Genomic DNA, 14,769 nt, shown 5'->3' with positions numbered 1-14,769 from the left:
GGATCACGCAGGTTACGTGCTGAAAGGCAATTTGCAAAAGCGCCTTTCGGCATTGCAAATCTTCATCAAGGCCTACATCTGCCGCAATTCGCGGCGGGTAGGGTCGAAAGCCTGGTGCCACAGCCATTCAGAGGAATCCAAATTGAAATTGCGTCACTGGCTACTGATCGGCCTGCTGAGTTCCGTCAATGCCTGGGCGGGCGGGCTCGACAGCCTCGAAACCTTCGTGAAGACGGTGAAGTCCGGCCGCGCCGACTTCACCCAGACCGTCACCGCGCCCGCGCGTGAAGGCCAGCCGGCCCGTACCAAGACCTCGGCCGGCACCTTCGAATTCCAGCGCCCCGGCAAGTTCAAGTTCGACTACCAGAAGCCCTTCGCGCAGAGCATCGTGGCCGATGGCAAGACGCTGTGGCTCTACGACGCCGACCTGAACCAGGTCACGCAGCGCGCGCAGGCGCAGGCATTGGGCTCCACGCCCGCGGCGCTGATCGCCGCGGCGCCCGACCTGAAGGCGCTGCAGGCCGACTTCACGCTGGAGTCCGCGCCCGACCGCGACGGCCTGCAGTGGGTCAAGGCCACGCCGAAGAACAAGGACGGCCAGCTGCAGAGCGTGCAGGTCGGCTTCCAGGGCGATGCGCTGGCGGCGCTCGAGATCCTCGACAGCTTCGGCCAGCGCTCGGTGCTGAAGTTCAGCAAGGTCGAAGTGAATCCCTCGCTGCCCGCCAGCGTGTTCGACTTCAAGCCGCCGGCCGGCGCGGACGTCGTCAAGCAGTAATCCATAAACAGGCAAGCCCACCGGATTGGCCACTTCAGCCCACCAGCCCCTTGCCGAACGCCTGCGTCCCAAGACCCTGGGCGAGGTGATCGGCCAGCAGCACCTGCTCGGCCCGGGCATGCCGCTGCGCATCGCCTTCGAGTCGGGCCAGCCGCATTCCTGCATCCTGTGGGGCCCGCCGGGCACGGGCAAGACCACCATCGCGCGATTGATGGCCGATGCCTTCGACGCTCAGTTCCTGAGCATCAGCGCGGTGCTCGGCGGCGTGAAGGACATCCGCGAGGCGGTCGAGCGCGCTACTGCCGCGCGCGACGGGCTCACGCAGCAGCGCACCATCGTCTTCGTCGACGAGGTGCACCGCTTCAACAAGAGCCAGCAGGACGCCTTCCTGCCGCACGTGGAGTCGGGCCTCTTCACCTTCATCGGCGCGACCACCGAGAACCCCTCGTTCGAGGTCAATTCGGCGCTGCTGTCGCGCGCGGCCGTCTACGTGCTGCAGTCGCTCGACGAAGGCAACCTCAAGCAGATTGTTGCGCGCGCGCAGGCCATACAGGCCGTGCCCGCCATCGACGACGCCGCGGTCGACCGCCTCGTGGCCTATGCCGACGGCGATGCCCGCCGGCTGCTCAACACGCTCGAAACCCTTGCGGTCGCCGCGCGCGCCGAGAAGCTCGACCACATCACCGACGAATGGCTGCTTCGCGTGCTCGGCGAACGCATGCGCCGTTACGACAAGGGCGGCGAACAGTTCTACGACACCATCAGTGCGCTGCACAAGTCGGTGCGCGGCAGCGACCCCGATGCCGCGCTCTACTGGTTCGTGCGCATGCTCGACGGAGGCGCCGATCCGCGCTACATGGCGCGCCGCCTGGTGCGCATGGCCAGCGAAGACATCGGCCTGGCCGATCCGCGCGCGCTGCGCCTGGCGCTCGACGCCGCCGAGGTGTACGAGCGGCTGGGTACCCCGGAAGGCGAACTGGCGCTGGCCGAGTGCGTGGTCTACCTCGCGATCGCGCCCAAGTCGAACGCCGTCTATAAGGCCTACAACGCGGTACGCGCCCTCGTGAAGACCGACACCACGCGCCCGGTGCCCATGCACCTGCGCAATGCGCCGACCAAGCTCATGAAGCAGCTCGACTACGGCAAGGGCTACCGCTATGCGCACGACGAGGAGGGCGGTTTCGCCGCCGGCGAGCGCTACCTTCCCGACGGCCTGGAAGGCCAGGTCTTCTACGAACCGGTGGAGCGTGGACTCGAAATCCGCATCGCGGAAAAGCTGCGCGACCTTCGCCGCCGGAACGACGAAGCCAAGGGCTGATACAGCCGTCTATACCCTGTTGCACCATGTGCGCGAAGCGTGCATGACCCCACGCGCATACAGCATGACGTGAGCGGGTAAACCCCGGTCCGCGCGCACCGAATCGGCGCTGGTGCGTGACTACAATCCCGCCCACAAATCCGCCGGCGACACATGTTGGCTGGTTTTTTGCTTGTCAAGCCAGGGGCGCCAAACCGGTGACCCGGTGGGTGAATGGCACCCCAACGGTGCAACACATAGGAAATCGCGTTATGGACATTTTGCTGCAGCAGATCATCAACGGTCTGGTTCTCGGCAGCATGTACGCCTTGATAGCCCTGGGCTACACAATGGTGTACGGCATCATCAATCTGATCAACTTTGCGCACGGTGAAGTGCTGATGGTGGGGGCGCTCACGAGCTGGACCATCATCGGACTCATGAAGGACGGCATGCCCAACACACCGGGATGGCTGATCCTCTTCATCGCGCTGATCATTGCCTGCGTCGTCGCGGCAACCCTGAACTTCGTGATCGAGAAAGTGGCCTACCGGCCGCTGCGCAACAGCCCCAAGCTCGCGCCGCTCATCACCGCCATCGGCATGTCGATCCTGCTGCAGACGCTGGCGATGATCATCTGGAAGCCGACCAACAAGGCTTATCCCACGCTCCTGCCTTCCGATCCCATCCACCTCGGCGGCGCGGTCATCTCGCCCACCCAGGTCATGATCCTCAGCGTCACGGCGTTCTCGCTCGTGGTACTCATGTGGCTGGTCAACTACACCAAGCTCGGCCGCGCGATGCGCGCCACCGCCGAGAACCCGCGCGTCGCCGCGCTCATGGGCATCCGCCCCGACATGGTCATCTCGGCCACCTTCATCATCGGCGCGGTGCTCGCGGCGATCGCTGGCGTGATGTACGCCTCCAACTACGGCATCGCGCAGCACGCCATGGGCTTCCTGCCCGGCCTCAAGGCCTTCACGGCGGCCGTGTTCGGCGGCATCGGCAACCTGGCCGGCGCGGTGGTCGGCGGCATCCTGCTGGGCCTCATCGAGGCCATCGGCTCGGGCTACATCGGAACGCTGACCGGCGGGGTGCTGGGCAGCAACTACAGCGACATCTTCGCGTTCATCGTGCTGATCGCCATGCTCACGCTGCGTCCTTCGGGCCTGCTGGGCGAACGCGTGGCCGACCGCGCCTGAGGAGCTTGCCATCATGAAGAACAGCAAGAACCTCGCCCTCTACGTCATCGGCGCCATCGCCGTGCTCGCGCTGCCGCTGCTGCTGCAGATGCAAGGCAACGCCTGGGTACGCATCGCCGACATCGCACTGCTCTACGTGCTGCTGGCCCTGGGCCTGAACATCGTGGTCGGCTATGCCGGCCTGCTCGACCTGGGCTACGTGGCCTTCTTCGCGGTGGGGGCCTACCTCTTCGCGCTGATGGGGTCGTCGCACCTGTCCGAGACCTTCGAGTGGTTCAAGATCACCTTCCCGAACGGCATGCACACCTCGCTGCTGATCGTGATACCGCTGGCCTTCGTGCTGGCGGCGGTGCTCGGCGTGCTGCTGGGGGCGCCCACGCTCAAGCTGCGCGGCGACTACCTCGCCATCGTCACGCTCGGCTTCGGCGAAATCATCCGCGTGTTCCTGAACAACCTCGACCAGCCGGTGAACATCACCAACGGTCCGAAGGGCATCACCTCGATCGACTCGATCAAGTTCTGGGGGCTCGACCTGGGCAAGGCGCTGAAGTTCGACGGCTTCACCATCTCCTCGGTCACGCTCTACTACTACCTGTTCCTGGCGCTGGTGCTGGTCACCATCCTCATCTCGCACCGCCTGCAGCTCTCGCGCATCGGCCGCGCCTGGATGGCCATCCGCGAGGACGAGATCGCCGCCAAGGCCATGGGCATCAACACCCGCAACATGAAGCTGCTGGCCTTCGGCATGGGCGCGAGCTTCGGCGGCGTCTCCGGCGCGATGTTCGCTGCCTTCCAGGGCTTCGTGTCGCCCGAGTCCTTCAGCCTGATGGAGTCGGTGATGATCGTGGCCATGGTCGTGCTCGGCGGCATCGGCCACCTGCCCGGCGTGATCCTGGGCGCCATCCTGCTGGCCGCGCTGCCCGAAGTGCTGCGCTACGTGGCCGGCCCGCTGCAGTCGCTGACCGACGGCCGCCTCGACGCTTCCATCCTGCGCCAGCTGTTCATCGCGCTGGCCATGATCGTCATCATGCTGGTGCGCCCGCGCGGCCTGTGGCCCTCGCCGGAGCACGGCAAGTCGCTGACGAAGAAGGGCGGCGTGCCCGTCGACCCGACCCACGCCGCGGTCGCCCCCGGCTCGCTGCAGACCCACGCGCCGGGCGTCGACACGCCCGCAGACGAACTGCCGGGCGCGGCTTCCCGTCCCATGTCGATCAATCCCTGAACGCGCGAGGAAGAATCAACATGACGACTGACACCATCCTCGACGTCCGGGGCATCTCCAAGCGCTTCGGCGGGCTGCAGGCCCTGTCCGACGTGGGCATCACCATCAAGCGCGGCCAGGTCTACGGACTGATCGGCCCCAACGGTGCCGGCAAGACCACGTTCTTCAACGTGATCACCGGCCTGTACACGCCCGACAGCGGCACCTTCGAGCTCGCGGGCAAGCCCTACCAGCCGACGGCCGTGCACGAAGTGGCCAAGGCCGGCATCGCGCGCACCTTCCAGAACATCCGACTCTTCGCCGAAATGACGGCGCTGGAGAACGTGATGGTCGGGCGCCACATCCGCACCCATTCGGGCGTGCTGGGCGCGATGTTCCGCACCGGCGGCTTCAAGGCCGAGGAAAAGGCCATTGCGGACCGCGCGCACGAACTGCTCGACTACGTGGGCATCGGCAAGTTCGCCGACTACAAGGCGCGCACGCTGTCGTACGGCGACCAGCGCCGCCTCGAAATCGCACGCGCGCTGGCCACCGACCCGCAGCTCATCGCGCTCGACGAGCCGGCCGCCGGCATGAACTCCACCGAGAAGGTGGCGCTGCGCGAGCTGATCGACCGCATCCGCCGCGACAACCGCACCATCCTGATCATCGAGCATGACGTCAAGCTCATCATGGGCCTGTGCGACCGCGTGACCGTGCTGGACTACGGCAAGCAGATCGCCGAGGGCACTCCGATGGAGGTGCAGAAGAACGAGAAGGTGATCGAGGCCTACCTCGGTACCGGAGGACACTGAGATGACGACAGCAACGATGAGCGAACAAGACACCGCCGCCGGCACCGCGCAAGCCAGGACCGCCGGCAAGACCCTGCTGAAAGTCAGTGGCCTGAAGGTCGGCTACGGCGGCATCCAGGCCGTCAAGGGCGTGGACTTCGAGGTGCGCGAGGGCGAGCTGGTCTCGCTGATCGGCTCCAACGGCGCCGGCAAGACCACCACCATGAAGGCCATCACCGGCACGCTGCCCTCGGGCGCCGGCCACATCGAGTTCCTGGGCCGCAGCATCAAGGGCCGCGGCGCATGGGACCTGGTGGAAGAAGGCCTTGTGATGGTGCCGGAAGGCCGCGGCGTGTTCACGCGCATGACCATCACCGAGAACCTGCAGATCGGCGCCTACATCCGCAAGGACAAGGCCGGCATCGCGAGCGACATGGAGCGCGTGTTCGTCACCTTCCCGCGCCTGCGCGAGCGCAAGGACCAGCTGGCCGGCACCATGTCGGGCGGCGAGCAGCAGATGCTGGCCATGGGCCGCGCGCTCATGGCGCGCCCCAAGGTGCTGCTGCTGGACGAGCCCACCATGGGCCTGTCGCCCATCATGTGCGACAAGATCTTCGAGGTGGTGCAGACCGTGGCCTCGCAGGGCGTGACCATCCTGCTGGTCGAGCAGAACGCCAACCGCGCGCTGCAGCTGGCCGACCGTGGCTACGTGATGGAGTCGGGGCTCATCACCATGAGCGGCGATGCCAAGGAACTGCTGAGCGACCCGCGCGTGCGGGCCGCCTACCTCGGCGAATAAGGTCCGTTCTCTTTTTTTCCTGCCTATCCCATCGCCGCAGCCGCAGCCTTGATGGCCTCGCGGATGCGGCCGTAGGTGCCGCAGCGGCACACGTTCTCGATGGCGTCGATGTCGGCGTCCGTCGGGTTGCGCGTGCGGCGCAGCAGGTCCACCGCGGCCATGATCTGCCCTGGCTGGCAGAAGCCGCACTGCGGCACGTCGAGGTTCAGCCAGGCCTGCTGCACCGGATGCAGCGTGTTGCCGTTGGCCAGCCCCTCGATGGTCGTCACCTGGCGGCCGCGCACGTCGGACACCCGCGTCGAGCAGGTGGTGACCGCCTTGCCATCCACGTGGCAGGTGCAAGCCTTGCACACGTTGATGCCGCAGCCGTACTTCGGCCCGGTGATGCCGAGCTTGTCGCGAAGCACCCAGAGCAGGGCCATGTCGTCGGGCGCCTCGACGTCGACGTTCTGGCCATTCACCTTGAAAGATTGCACTGGCATGGGAGGCCTCCTCAGGTCGGGATCGGAACGTTGACGGGCGTGGGCAGCTTGCCCGGCGGGATCGGCGTGAAGTCGACCGGGAAGTTCAGCGGAAAGCTGCGCGGCTTGATGCCGGTGGCACGCGCGTAGGCGTTGGCGATGGCGCCCGAGCTCGCCGACAGGCCGACCTCGCCCAGGCCGCCGATGGCCTCGTTGCTGGGCGGCATGATGATGACCTTCACGTCCTTCGGGTAGTTCTTCATGCGCGAGAAGTGGTACTGCGAATAGCTGCCTTCCAGTGGCAGCCCGTTCTGGATGTGCAGCCCGGCGCTGAGCACCAGCGCGATCGATTCGCACAGGCCCCCCTGCAGCTGCGCCTCGATGCCCGAGGGGTTGATGGGCGTGCCCACGTCGATCGCGATCGTCGCGCGCACCACCTTCGCAGCCGAAGGCACCCGCGCGTCGATCTCGACGATGCAGGCCGTGAACGACTTCGTTTCCTGGTGCACGCCCACGCCCTGCGCGAAGCCCGCGGGCATCGCCTTGCCCCACTGCGCCGCCTCGGCCACCGCCTTGAGCACCGCGCGGGCGCGCGGCAGGCGCAGGTATTCGAGCCGGAAGGCGACCGGGTCCTTGCCCGCCGCCCTGGCCATCTCGTCGACCAGGATCTCCTCCACAAGCCGCGAGGGCTGGATGTGCACCGAGCGGTACGAGCAGGTGTTCATGTCGATCGGCACCGGCGTCAGCAGCTTGGTCGTCACGCCGAAGTTGTAGGGCGAGGAGACCATGGTCTTGAACATGATCTGCTCGATCGCGAAGTTGCCCACCGTCTGCGGAAAGGCGTTGGGCAGCGCGATGGCCGCGGCCTCCAGCATGTTGCCGAAGCCGTGGCGCGTGTCGAGCCGCACGCCGGCGATGCGCTGCTCGAAGGCGATCACCTGGCCCAGCAGCATCGTCGCGCGCGCCTTGTGGAACATCGGCGGGCGCATGCGCGTGTGGCGCATGTCGTCGGTGCGGTGGTACATCAGGCGGCAGGGCTGCCCGAGCGCCTTCGATACCTGGATCGCCTGCAGCACCGGGTCCCAGAAGAGGCGCCGTCCGAAGGAGCCGCCCGAAGGCACCACATGCACGGTCACCTTGTTCAATGGCAGGCCGAGTTCGGCCGCCACCGCCTGCTGGGTGACGATGGGGCTCTGCAGCCCGGCCCAGATTTCGGCCCGGTCCGGGCGCACGTCGGCAATTGCGCATTCCACTTCCATCGGGCAGTGCGAGACCGGCGCGAACTCGAATTCGCCCTCCACGGTCAGCGCACCCAGCGGCGGCAGCGCGAACGGAAGCAGCGCCGACTTCAGCTTGCGCATGAGGGTGGCGTTCGACTCGCCGTCGATCGGGCCGGCGGCCCAGGTCACGTCGAGCGCATTCACCGCGGCCCATGCCTGCCCGAAGGTCTCGGCCATCACGGCCACGCCGGGCGGCGTCGGCGTGATGCCGTTGGTCGATGGAATCGGCACCACGCCGATCACCCCCGGCATGGCCATCACCGTGTTCATGTTGTTGATGCTCACGAACTTGCCGTTGATGGTCGGCGGGCGCCGCACCATCGTCGGCATGGCGCCGGGCACGGCCTGGTCGAGCGTGAACTTCTTGCGCCCGGTGACGATGTCGAGCGCGTCGAGCCGCGTGACGCGCTGCCCGACCACCGATGGCGTGGAGCCCGAGAGCACGCCGCCCAGGCCGCCCAGAAGCGGCATCCCGGCATGCAGCGAGCGCACGCTCGACGAACCGCCGGTGAGCTGGTTCCAGATCAGCTCGGGGCTGGCGTCTGCCGAGGTCACCTCGATCGCGCTCAGCGGCAGGCGCAGCTTGTCGGCCAGCATCATCGCGGTGGCCGTGGCGATGCCCTGGCCCACCTCCAGCCGCGGCAGCGCGAGCCGCACGCGGCCGTTCTCGGCGTTCGTCACCTTCACGAGGGGCATGGTCGGCAGCGAAGTCACGGTCACCGCATCGCCGATGTCGATCAGGTCGGTGGTGTCGGGCGGCGTCATCGGCAGCAGCGCTGCGACTGCCCGGGAGGATGCGGTGAGGCTGCCCAGGCCGGCGGTCGCCGACAGCAGCGGCGCAGCCGTCGCATAGCCCAGCACCTCGCGCCGTCGCAGGCCCGGCGAATCGTCGTCGTCCGGCCGGCGCGAGGGGCGCGGCCTCTCGTTCGATCGCTTCATCGTTGTCTCCTTGTTGTGGTGGCGAACGCGAGCGACTGTGGCATCATGGCCGCGCCGAGGATGTCGTCGGAACGACATTTCTTACGGCCCGCGATGGACCGGCTCGCGCGACGGGCCGGCCGTGTCCTGGGAGGAGACCCGACGATGTCGACGAGCGCGCTGGAGAACATGCTCCGCGAGAGCCTGTGGGCGCGAGCCCTCACGAGCGAGGAGCTCGACCGGGTCGTGCAGGAATCCCACGAGCGCACCGTTCCTGCCGGAGGTTTCGTCGTGCGGCGCGGCGAGCCCGCCGATCACTGGGTCGGCGTGATGGACGGCCTGCTGAAGATGTCCGTGTCGCTGCCTGACGGCCGCGTTTCCACCTTCACCGGCGTCACTGCCGGAGGCTGGAGCGGCGAGGGTTCCCTGCTCACACCCGGCCCCTGGCGCTACGACGGCGTGGCGCTGCGGCCCACCCGCGTCGCCTGCATCCCGAAGCACAGCTTCGAGCGCCTCTTGGCCTCGAACATCGAATTCAATCGGTTTCTGTTGTTACACATCAATGCGCGGCTGAGCCTGTTCATCGGGCTCATGGAGTTCGACCGCCTGCTGGGCCCGGACGCGCGCGTGGCGCGCTGCCTTGCGAGCCTGTTCGATCCGATCCTGTATCCGCGTGCCGATCGCTTCGTGCGGCTGAGCCAGGACGAGATCGGCCTGCTGTCGGCGGTGTCGCGACAGCGCGCCAACCGTGCGCTGCACGCCCTGCAGCGCGACGGCCTGCTGCGCGTGGAGCATGGCGGTGTCGAGGTGCTCGACCTCGCGGGGCTGCGCAGCTATTCGGGCGATGCCTCCTCGGTGGCGTTGCGCCGCGAGGAGGCCTTGCCCGAGGACCTCGTCAGTCCACCTTCGCGCCGGTGGCCTTGACGACCTTCTCGTACTTGGCGAGCTCGCTCTTCATGAAGGCGCCGAATTGCTCGGGCGAACTGCCCACCGGCTCGGCCAGCAGCGAGGCGAAGCGGGTCTTCGTTTCGGGCGCATTCAGTGCCGCCACGAAGGCCTGGTTGAGCTTCACGACCACGTCGTGCGGCGTGCCGGCCGGTGCGACCAGGCCCCACCATGTGTCGATGGAGAAGCCCTTGAGCGTGTCGGCCACGGGCGGCACCTCGGGCAGCGAACTGCTGCGCTGCAGCGTCGTCACCGCGAGCGCCTTGAGCTTGCCCGAGCGGATGTTCGGCGCGGCGGTGGCGAGGTTGTCGAAGTTGAAGTCGACCTGGCCCGAGATCAGCGCCAGCTGCGCCGGGTTGCCGCCGTTGTACGGAATGTGCAGCGCGAAGATACCGGCCTCTTTCTTGAACAGCTCGCCCGCGAGGTGCCCTGCGCTGCCGTTGCCGCCGCTGCCGTAGTTGAGCTTGGCGGGGTTGGCCTTGGCGTAGCGGATCAGGTCGGCCACGCTGTTGATGTTCAGGCGCTTGGCGGTGTCGGCGTTCATCACCAGCACGTTGGGCACGCGGACCATCTGCGTGACCGGCGCGAAGTCGGTCGCGGCGTTGAAGGGCATCTTGCTGTAGAGCCACGGGTTCACCGCGTTGGTGGCGGTGGCCGCGATGCCGATCGTCAGTCCGTCGGCCGGCGCCTTCGCCACCGCGTCGGCGCCGATGTTGCCGCCCGCGCCGGGCTTGTTGTCGATGATGACCGTGCCCAGCGTGTCCTTCACGCGCTCGGCCAGGATGCGCGCCGTGTTGTCGATCGGCCCGCCCGCCGCGTAGGGAACGATCAGGCGGATGGGGCGCTGCGGTTGCTGCGCCAGGGCCTGGCCGGTGCCCATGAGGGCGGTGGCGCTTGCGAGGAGGGTGAGAAGGAAGTGTCTCGTCTTCATCTTGTTCTTGAGGTATCGCAGTGGATCGGAAAAATCAGGGGAGCGCCTTGTCCGCCTCGGTGGTGAACGCGTCGGCGTAGAACTCTTCTTCGGGCAGCCCCGCCAGCGCAACGTAGTCGCGCTTGGCCGAGTCGACCACGATGGGCGCGCCGCAGGCATACACCTGATGGCCCGACAGGTCGGCGAAGTCTTCGAGCACGGCCTTGTGGACGAAGCCGGTGCGGCCGGTCCAGTTGTCCTCGGGTGTGGCGTTGGAGACCACCGGCACGTAGCGCAGGTTCGGCATCTGCGCCATCTGCTCGCGCAGCCAGCCGTCCATGTACAGGTCTTCGGGCCGGCGGCCGCCCCAGTACAGCGTGGCGGCGCGGTCGATGCCCTTGAACTGCATGTGCTCCAGCAGCGCCTTGATGGGCGCGAAGCCCGTGCCGGAGGCCAGCAGGATCATCGGCTTGTCGGAGTCCTCGCGCAGGAAGAAGCTGCCGAAGGGGCCTTCGATGCGCAGGATCTCCTTTTCCTTCATTGCGCCGAACACATGGTCGGTGAACTTGCCGCCGGGCAGGTGCCGCAGGTGCAGCTCGATGCCCGTGCCCGGCTGGGCCAGCGTGTGCGGCGCGTTGGCCATCGAGTAGCTGCGGCGCGCGCCGTCGCGCAGGATGAATTCGACGTACTGGCCCGCGTAGAACTGCAGCGGCTCGCCGGCCGGCAGCTGCAGGCGCACCAGCATCACGTCGTGCGACTGGCGCGTGAGGGCCATCACCCGCACCGGCATCTTGCGGATCGGCAGCGCGCCGGCCTCGGTGACCTGGCGCGATTCGAGCACCACGTCGCTCGTGGGATGGGCGCAGCAGGTGAGCACGTAGCCGGCCAACTGCTCCTCGGCGCTCAGCGCCTTGCTCTGGTGCGGGCCCAGCGTGACTTCGCCCGAGAGCTTCTTGCACTTGCACGAGCCGCAGGCGCCGTCCTTGCAGCCGTAGGGCAGGCCGATTCCCTGGCGGATGCCCGCGGCCAGGATGGTTTCGTCGCCCTGGACCGTGAAATGGCGCCCGCTGGGCTCGACGGTGATGGAAAAGCCCGCTTCGTGCGGCGCTGTGGCTGTCATCGGTATTCTTCGAGGGGTAACGCTCCCTCCGGGCCGTTGGCGGCCGGGGGAGCTGGAACTGAATTGGGAAGACGGGAACAGGATTTTGCCTTCAATCAATAGCCCCTCCGGCGCGCTGCCAGCGCGGTTCCGGCGAGAACGCCTGCTGATCGTCGGTTGCGGCGACGTCGGCCAGCGCGTGGCGCGCGACCTGCGCGGGCGCATGCAGCTGGTGGCGCTCACTTCATCGGCCGACCGCGTGGGCGTCCTGCGCACCGCCGGAATACGCCCCCTGGTGGGCAACCTGGACGATCCGGCCACCCTGCGCCGGCTCGCCGGCATCGCCACCCGCGTGCTGCACCTGGCGCCCCCCGCGCGCGACGGCGGCCCCGCCTGGTGGCGCGACCAGCGCACCACCATGCTGGCGCGGGCCCTGCGGCTGCGGTCCTTGCCCTCGGCCTTCGTCTACGGCTCCACCAGCGGCGTCTACGGCGACTGCGGCGGCGCCCGCATCGACGAAACCCGCGCCGTGCGGCCCGACACCCCACGTTCCCACCGCCGCGTCGACGCCGAACGCGCCGTGCGCTGGCTCGGCCGCAGCGCCGGCGTGCGCGCCAGCATCCTGCGCATCCCGGGCATCTATGCTCCCGACCGCGAGAACGGCACCCCCCGCGCCCGCCTGCAGCGCGGCACGCCCGTGCTGCGGCAGGAGGACGACGTCTACACCAGCCACATCCACGCCGACGACCTCGCCCGCGCCTGCATCGCCGCGCTCTACCGTGGCAAGCCGCAGCGCGTGGTGCACGCCGCGGACGACACCGAACTGCGCATGGGCGACTACATCGACCTCGCCGCCGACATCTACGGCATGCCCCGCCCGCCCCGAGTGGCCCGAGGCGAAGCCGAACGGCAACTGCCGCTGCAGCTGCTGAGCTTCATGGGTGAATCGCGACGGCTGGACAACTCCAGGCTGAAGCGTGAACTGAGGGTGCGCCTGTCGCACCCGACGGTGCACACCGGCCTGCAAGAAAAGACCGAATCGAGTTAGGGCAGGGGAGGGCCCAATTCCAGGGACACCGTGGAACCGGCTTCGCCGGGCCGCCGGTGTCGCCCCCGGAAGGGGGTTGGCGTAGCGACACGAAGTGCGCGAAGCCTGGGGGAGAGCCAAGCTGGTGCCCGGGGCCGGAATCGAACCGGCACGCCTTGCGGCGGGGGATTTTGAGTCCCCTGCGTCTACCAATTTCACCACCCGGGCAGGGTTCTGAACGAAGCCCAAAATTATGGCACAGTGGCTGGCATGAACTATCCGACGATCGAAGACGCCATCGGCAAGACCCCTCTGGTCGCGCTGCAACGCATCAATGCAGCAGAAAACGCCAGGCGCGGCAACGTGATTCTCGGCAAGCTCGAAGGCAACAACCCCGCTGGTTCGGTGAAAGACCGGCCGGCCCTCTCGATGATCCGGCGTGCCGAGGAGCGCGGCGAGATCAAGCCCGGCGACACGCTCATCGAAGCCACCTCCGGCAACACCGGTATCGCGCTCGCGATGGCCGCGGCCATCAAGGGCTACCGCATGGTGCTCATCATGCCGGAGGACCTTTCGGTCGAACGTGCGCAGACCATGAAGGCCTTCGGCGCCGAGCTCGTGCTCACGCCCAAGAGCGGCGGCATGGAATACGCCCGCGACCTCGCCGAGCAGATGGTGGCCCAGGGCAAGGGCCGCGTGCTCGACCAGTTCGCCAACCCCGACAACCCGCGCATCCACTACGAGACCACCGGCCCCGAGATCTGGGCCGACACCAAGGGAAAGGTCACGCACTTCGTGAGCGCGATGGGCACCACCGGCACCATCACCGGCGTCTCGCGCTTCCTGAAAGAGAAGAACCCTGCCATCCGCATCATCGGCGCGCAGCCGGCCGAAGGCTCGCGCATTCCGGGCATCCGCAAGTGGCCCGCCGAGTACTTGCCGAAGATCTTCGATCCCAGCCGTGTCGACGAGGAAATCAGCGTGAGCCAGAGCGATGCCGAAGAGATGTGCCGCCGCCTCGCGCGCGAGGAGGGCATCTTCGGCGGCATCTCTGCCGCGGGCGCGCTGTGGGCCGCGCTCGAAGTGTCGAAGACGGTGGAGAACGCCACCATCGTCTTCGTGGTCTGCGACCGCGGCGACCGATACCTCTCCACCGGCGTCTTCCCGGCTTAGGCTGCGACCGAACCGGCGTCTGCCCAACGCGAGCAGGCGCCAAAGAAGAAAGAAAAGAGACCCCCATGCCCCACCCCAAGTTCTGCCAGGTCTGCGCCACGCCGCTCGAGTGGATCGCACTGATGGAAGACGGCGGCCCCAAGGAGCGGCTGCGCTGCCCCAACTGCGGCCACACGCACTGGAACAATCCGACGCCCGTGCTCGCGGCCATCGTCGAATACCGTGGCCAGGTGCTGCTGGCGCGAAATGCCGCGTGGCCCGGCAAGATGTTCGCGCTCATCACCGGCTTCATGGAGGCCGGCGAGACGCCCGAGGAGGGCATCGCGCGCGAGGTGAAGGAAGAGACCAACCTCGACGTGAGCGCAACGAAGATCGTGGGCGCCTACGACTTCCAGCGCATGAACCAGGTCATCATCGCCTATCACGTGGTGGCCGATGGCGAGGTGAAGCTCTCGCCCGAGCTGGTCGACTACCGGCTCTACGATCTGCCCGATCTCAAGTGCTGGCCCGCCGGCACCGGGTATGCGCTGGCCGACTGGCTGCGCACGCGCGGGCACGAGCCGGTGTTCTTCACCGCCGCCGAGAACGAGGAGCGCCGCCGCGGCCTCAACCTGCCGCCGGAGCCAGGCAATGCAAGCTGATCGCGAGCTCGATACGCGCGGGCTGAACTGTCCGCTGCCCATCCTCAAGGCGAAGAAGTCCCTCAACGAGATGACGAGCGGCCAGCTGCTGAAGGTGGTGTCGACCGACCCCGGATCGATCCGCGACTTCCAGGCTTTCGCGCGCCAGACGGGCAATGAGCTGATGGAGCAGGAAACCGTGGGCACCGACTTCATCCATGTGCTCAAGCGCCGCTGAGCGCGACGAGCCGAGAAGAAAAAAGGGCCG

The 14,769-nt window shown here is 67.5% G+C and carries 15 protein-coding genes and 1 tRNA gene; 11 read left to right on the top strand and 5 right to left on the bottom strand.

Annotation, left to right across the window (positions count from 1 at the left end):
• Positions 1-142 precede the first annotated feature (142 nt).
• From lolA to ACAM57_RS25055, 6 genes are all read left to right on the top strand, one after another.
• The gene (gene lolA, locus ACAM57_RS25080; RefSeq protein WP_369659355.1) at positions 143-775 is read left to right on the top strand and encodes an outer membrane lipoprotein chaperone LolA; all 633 of its coding nucleotides are present in this window, start codon (positions 143-145) and stop codon (positions 773-775) included.
• 25 nt (positions 776-800) lie between these two features.
• Positions 801-2,093, top strand: coding sequence for a replication-associated recombination protein A (locus ACAM57_RS25075; protein WP_369659354.1), 1,293 nt, complete (start codon positions 801-803; stop codon positions 2,091-2,093).
• Positions 2,094-2,344: 251 nt separating this feature from the next.
• Positions 2,345-3,274 (top strand): branched-chain amino acid ABC transporter permease, encoded by a 930-nt coding sequence (locus ACAM57_RS25070; protein WP_019654264.1) that lies wholly within the window; start codon positions 2,345-2,347, stop codon positions 3,272-3,274.
• Between the two features lie 13 nt (positions 3,275-3,287).
• Complete coding sequence (locus tag ACAM57_RS25065) at positions 3,288-4,496, top strand: branched-chain amino acid ABC transporter permease (RefSeq protein ID WP_126023134.1); 1,209 nt, start codon at positions 3,288-3,290, stop codon at positions 4,494-4,496.
• A 20-nt stretch (positions 4,497-4,516) separates the two neighbouring features.
• Positions 4,517-5,290 (top strand): ABC transporter ATP-binding protein, encoded by a 774-nt coding sequence (locus ACAM57_RS25060; protein WP_126023135.1) that lies wholly within the window; start codon positions 4,517-4,519, stop codon positions 5,288-5,290.
• Positions 5,291-5,306: 16 nt separating this feature from the next.
• On the top strand, positions 5,307-6,068 hold the full coding sequence (locus tag ACAM57_RS25055) for an ABC transporter ATP-binding protein (RefSeq protein ID WP_369662473.1): 762 nt from the start codon (positions 5,307-5,309) through the stop codon (positions 6,066-6,068).
• A 23-nt stretch (positions 6,069-6,091) separates the two neighbouring features.
• Here the strand turns inward: ACAM57_RS25055 and ACAM57_RS25050 are convergent, their stop codons facing one another.
• Complete coding sequence (locus tag ACAM57_RS25050) at positions 6,092-6,550, bottom strand: (2Fe-2S)-binding protein (protein WP_184635311.1); 459 nt, start codon at positions 6,548-6,550, stop codon at positions 6,092-6,094.
• Positions 6,551-6,561: 11 nt separating this feature from the next.
• Positions 6,562-8,748: a molybdopterin cofactor-binding domain-containing protein gene (locus ACAM57_RS25045; RefSeq protein ID WP_369659353.1), complete on the bottom strand. Its 2,187-nt coding sequence runs from the start codon at positions 8,746-8,748 to the stop codon at positions 6,562-6,564.
• Positions 8,749-8,892: 144 nt separating this feature from the next.
• Here ACAM57_RS25045 and ACAM57_RS25040 point away from each other — a divergent pair, with 144 nt between their 5' ends.
• On the top strand, positions 8,893-9,651 hold the full coding sequence (locus ACAM57_RS25040) for a Crp/Fnr family transcriptional regulator (RefSeq protein WP_126023138.1): 759 nt from the start codon (positions 8,893-8,895) through the stop codon (positions 9,649-9,651).
• On the opposite strand, the gene ACAM57_RS25035 is transcribed toward ACAM57_RS25040, so the two are convergent.
• Both ACAM57_RS25035 and ACAM57_RS25030 read right to left on the bottom strand, forming a co-directional pair.
• Entirely contained in the window at positions 9,623-10,603 is a 981-nt protein-coding gene (locus ACAM57_RS25035; RefSeq protein ID WP_369659352.1) for a Bug family tripartite tricarboxylate transporter substrate binding protein, read from the bottom strand. The two genes, ACAM57_RS25040 and ACAM57_RS25035, sit on opposite strands and share 29 nt — an antisense overlap.
• 34 nt (positions 10,604-10,637) lie before the next feature.
• Positions 10,638-11,702 (bottom strand): CDP-6-deoxy-delta-3,4-glucoseen reductase, encoded by a 1,065-nt coding sequence (locus ACAM57_RS25030; RefSeq protein WP_126023140.1) that lies wholly within the window; start codon positions 11,700-11,702, stop codon positions 10,638-10,640.
• A gap of 85 nt (positions 11,703-11,787) precedes the next feature.
• On the opposite strand from ACAM57_RS25030, the gene ACAM57_RS25025 reads away from it, so the two are divergent.
• A complete protein-coding gene (locus ACAM57_RS25025; protein ID WP_369659351.1) occupies positions 11,788-12,729 on the top strand; it encodes an NAD-dependent epimerase/dehydratase family protein in 942 nt (313 codons plus the stop codon).
• Between the two features lie 122 nt (positions 12,730-12,851).
• Here the strand turns inward: ACAM57_RS25025 and ACAM57_RS25020 are convergent.
• Positions 12,852-12,936, bottom strand: a tRNA-Leu gene (locus tag ACAM57_RS25020).
• Between the two features lie 42 nt (positions 12,937-12,978).
• On the opposite strand from ACAM57_RS25020, the gene cysM reads away from it, so the two are divergent.
• The 3 genes from cysM to ACAM57_RS25005 all read left to right on the top strand — a co-directional run bounded on the left by cysM (position 12,979) and on the right by ACAM57_RS25005 (position 14,739).
• Positions 12,979-13,881 (top strand): cysteine synthase CysM, encoded by a 903-nt coding sequence (gene cysM / locus ACAM57_RS25015; protein ID WP_126023198.1) that lies wholly within the window; start codon positions 12,979-12,981, stop codon positions 13,879-13,881.
• A 65-nt stretch (positions 13,882-13,946) separates the two neighbouring features.
• Positions 13,947-14,522, top strand: coding sequence for an NUDIX domain-containing protein (locus tag ACAM57_RS25010; protein WP_019654253.1), 576 nt, complete (start codon positions 13,947-13,949; stop codon positions 14,520-14,522).
• On the top strand, positions 14,512-14,739 hold the full coding sequence (locus tag ACAM57_RS25005) for a sulfurtransferase TusA family protein (RefSeq protein ID WP_106937528.1): 228 nt from the start codon (positions 14,512-14,514) through the stop codon (positions 14,737-14,739). The genes ACAM57_RS25010 and ACAM57_RS25005 overlap by 11 nt, the downstream gene beginning before the upstream one ends.
• Positions 14,740-14,769: the final 30 nt, after the last annotated feature.

This window comes from Variovorax sp. V15, from assembly GCF_041154425.1.
In the GTDB taxonomy this organism is placed as follows: Bacteria; Pseudomonadota; Gammaproteobacteria; order Burkholderiales; family Burkholderiaceae_C; genus Variovorax; species Variovorax guangxiensis.
This window is presented reverse-complemented; position numbering and strand designations above follow the sequence as displayed.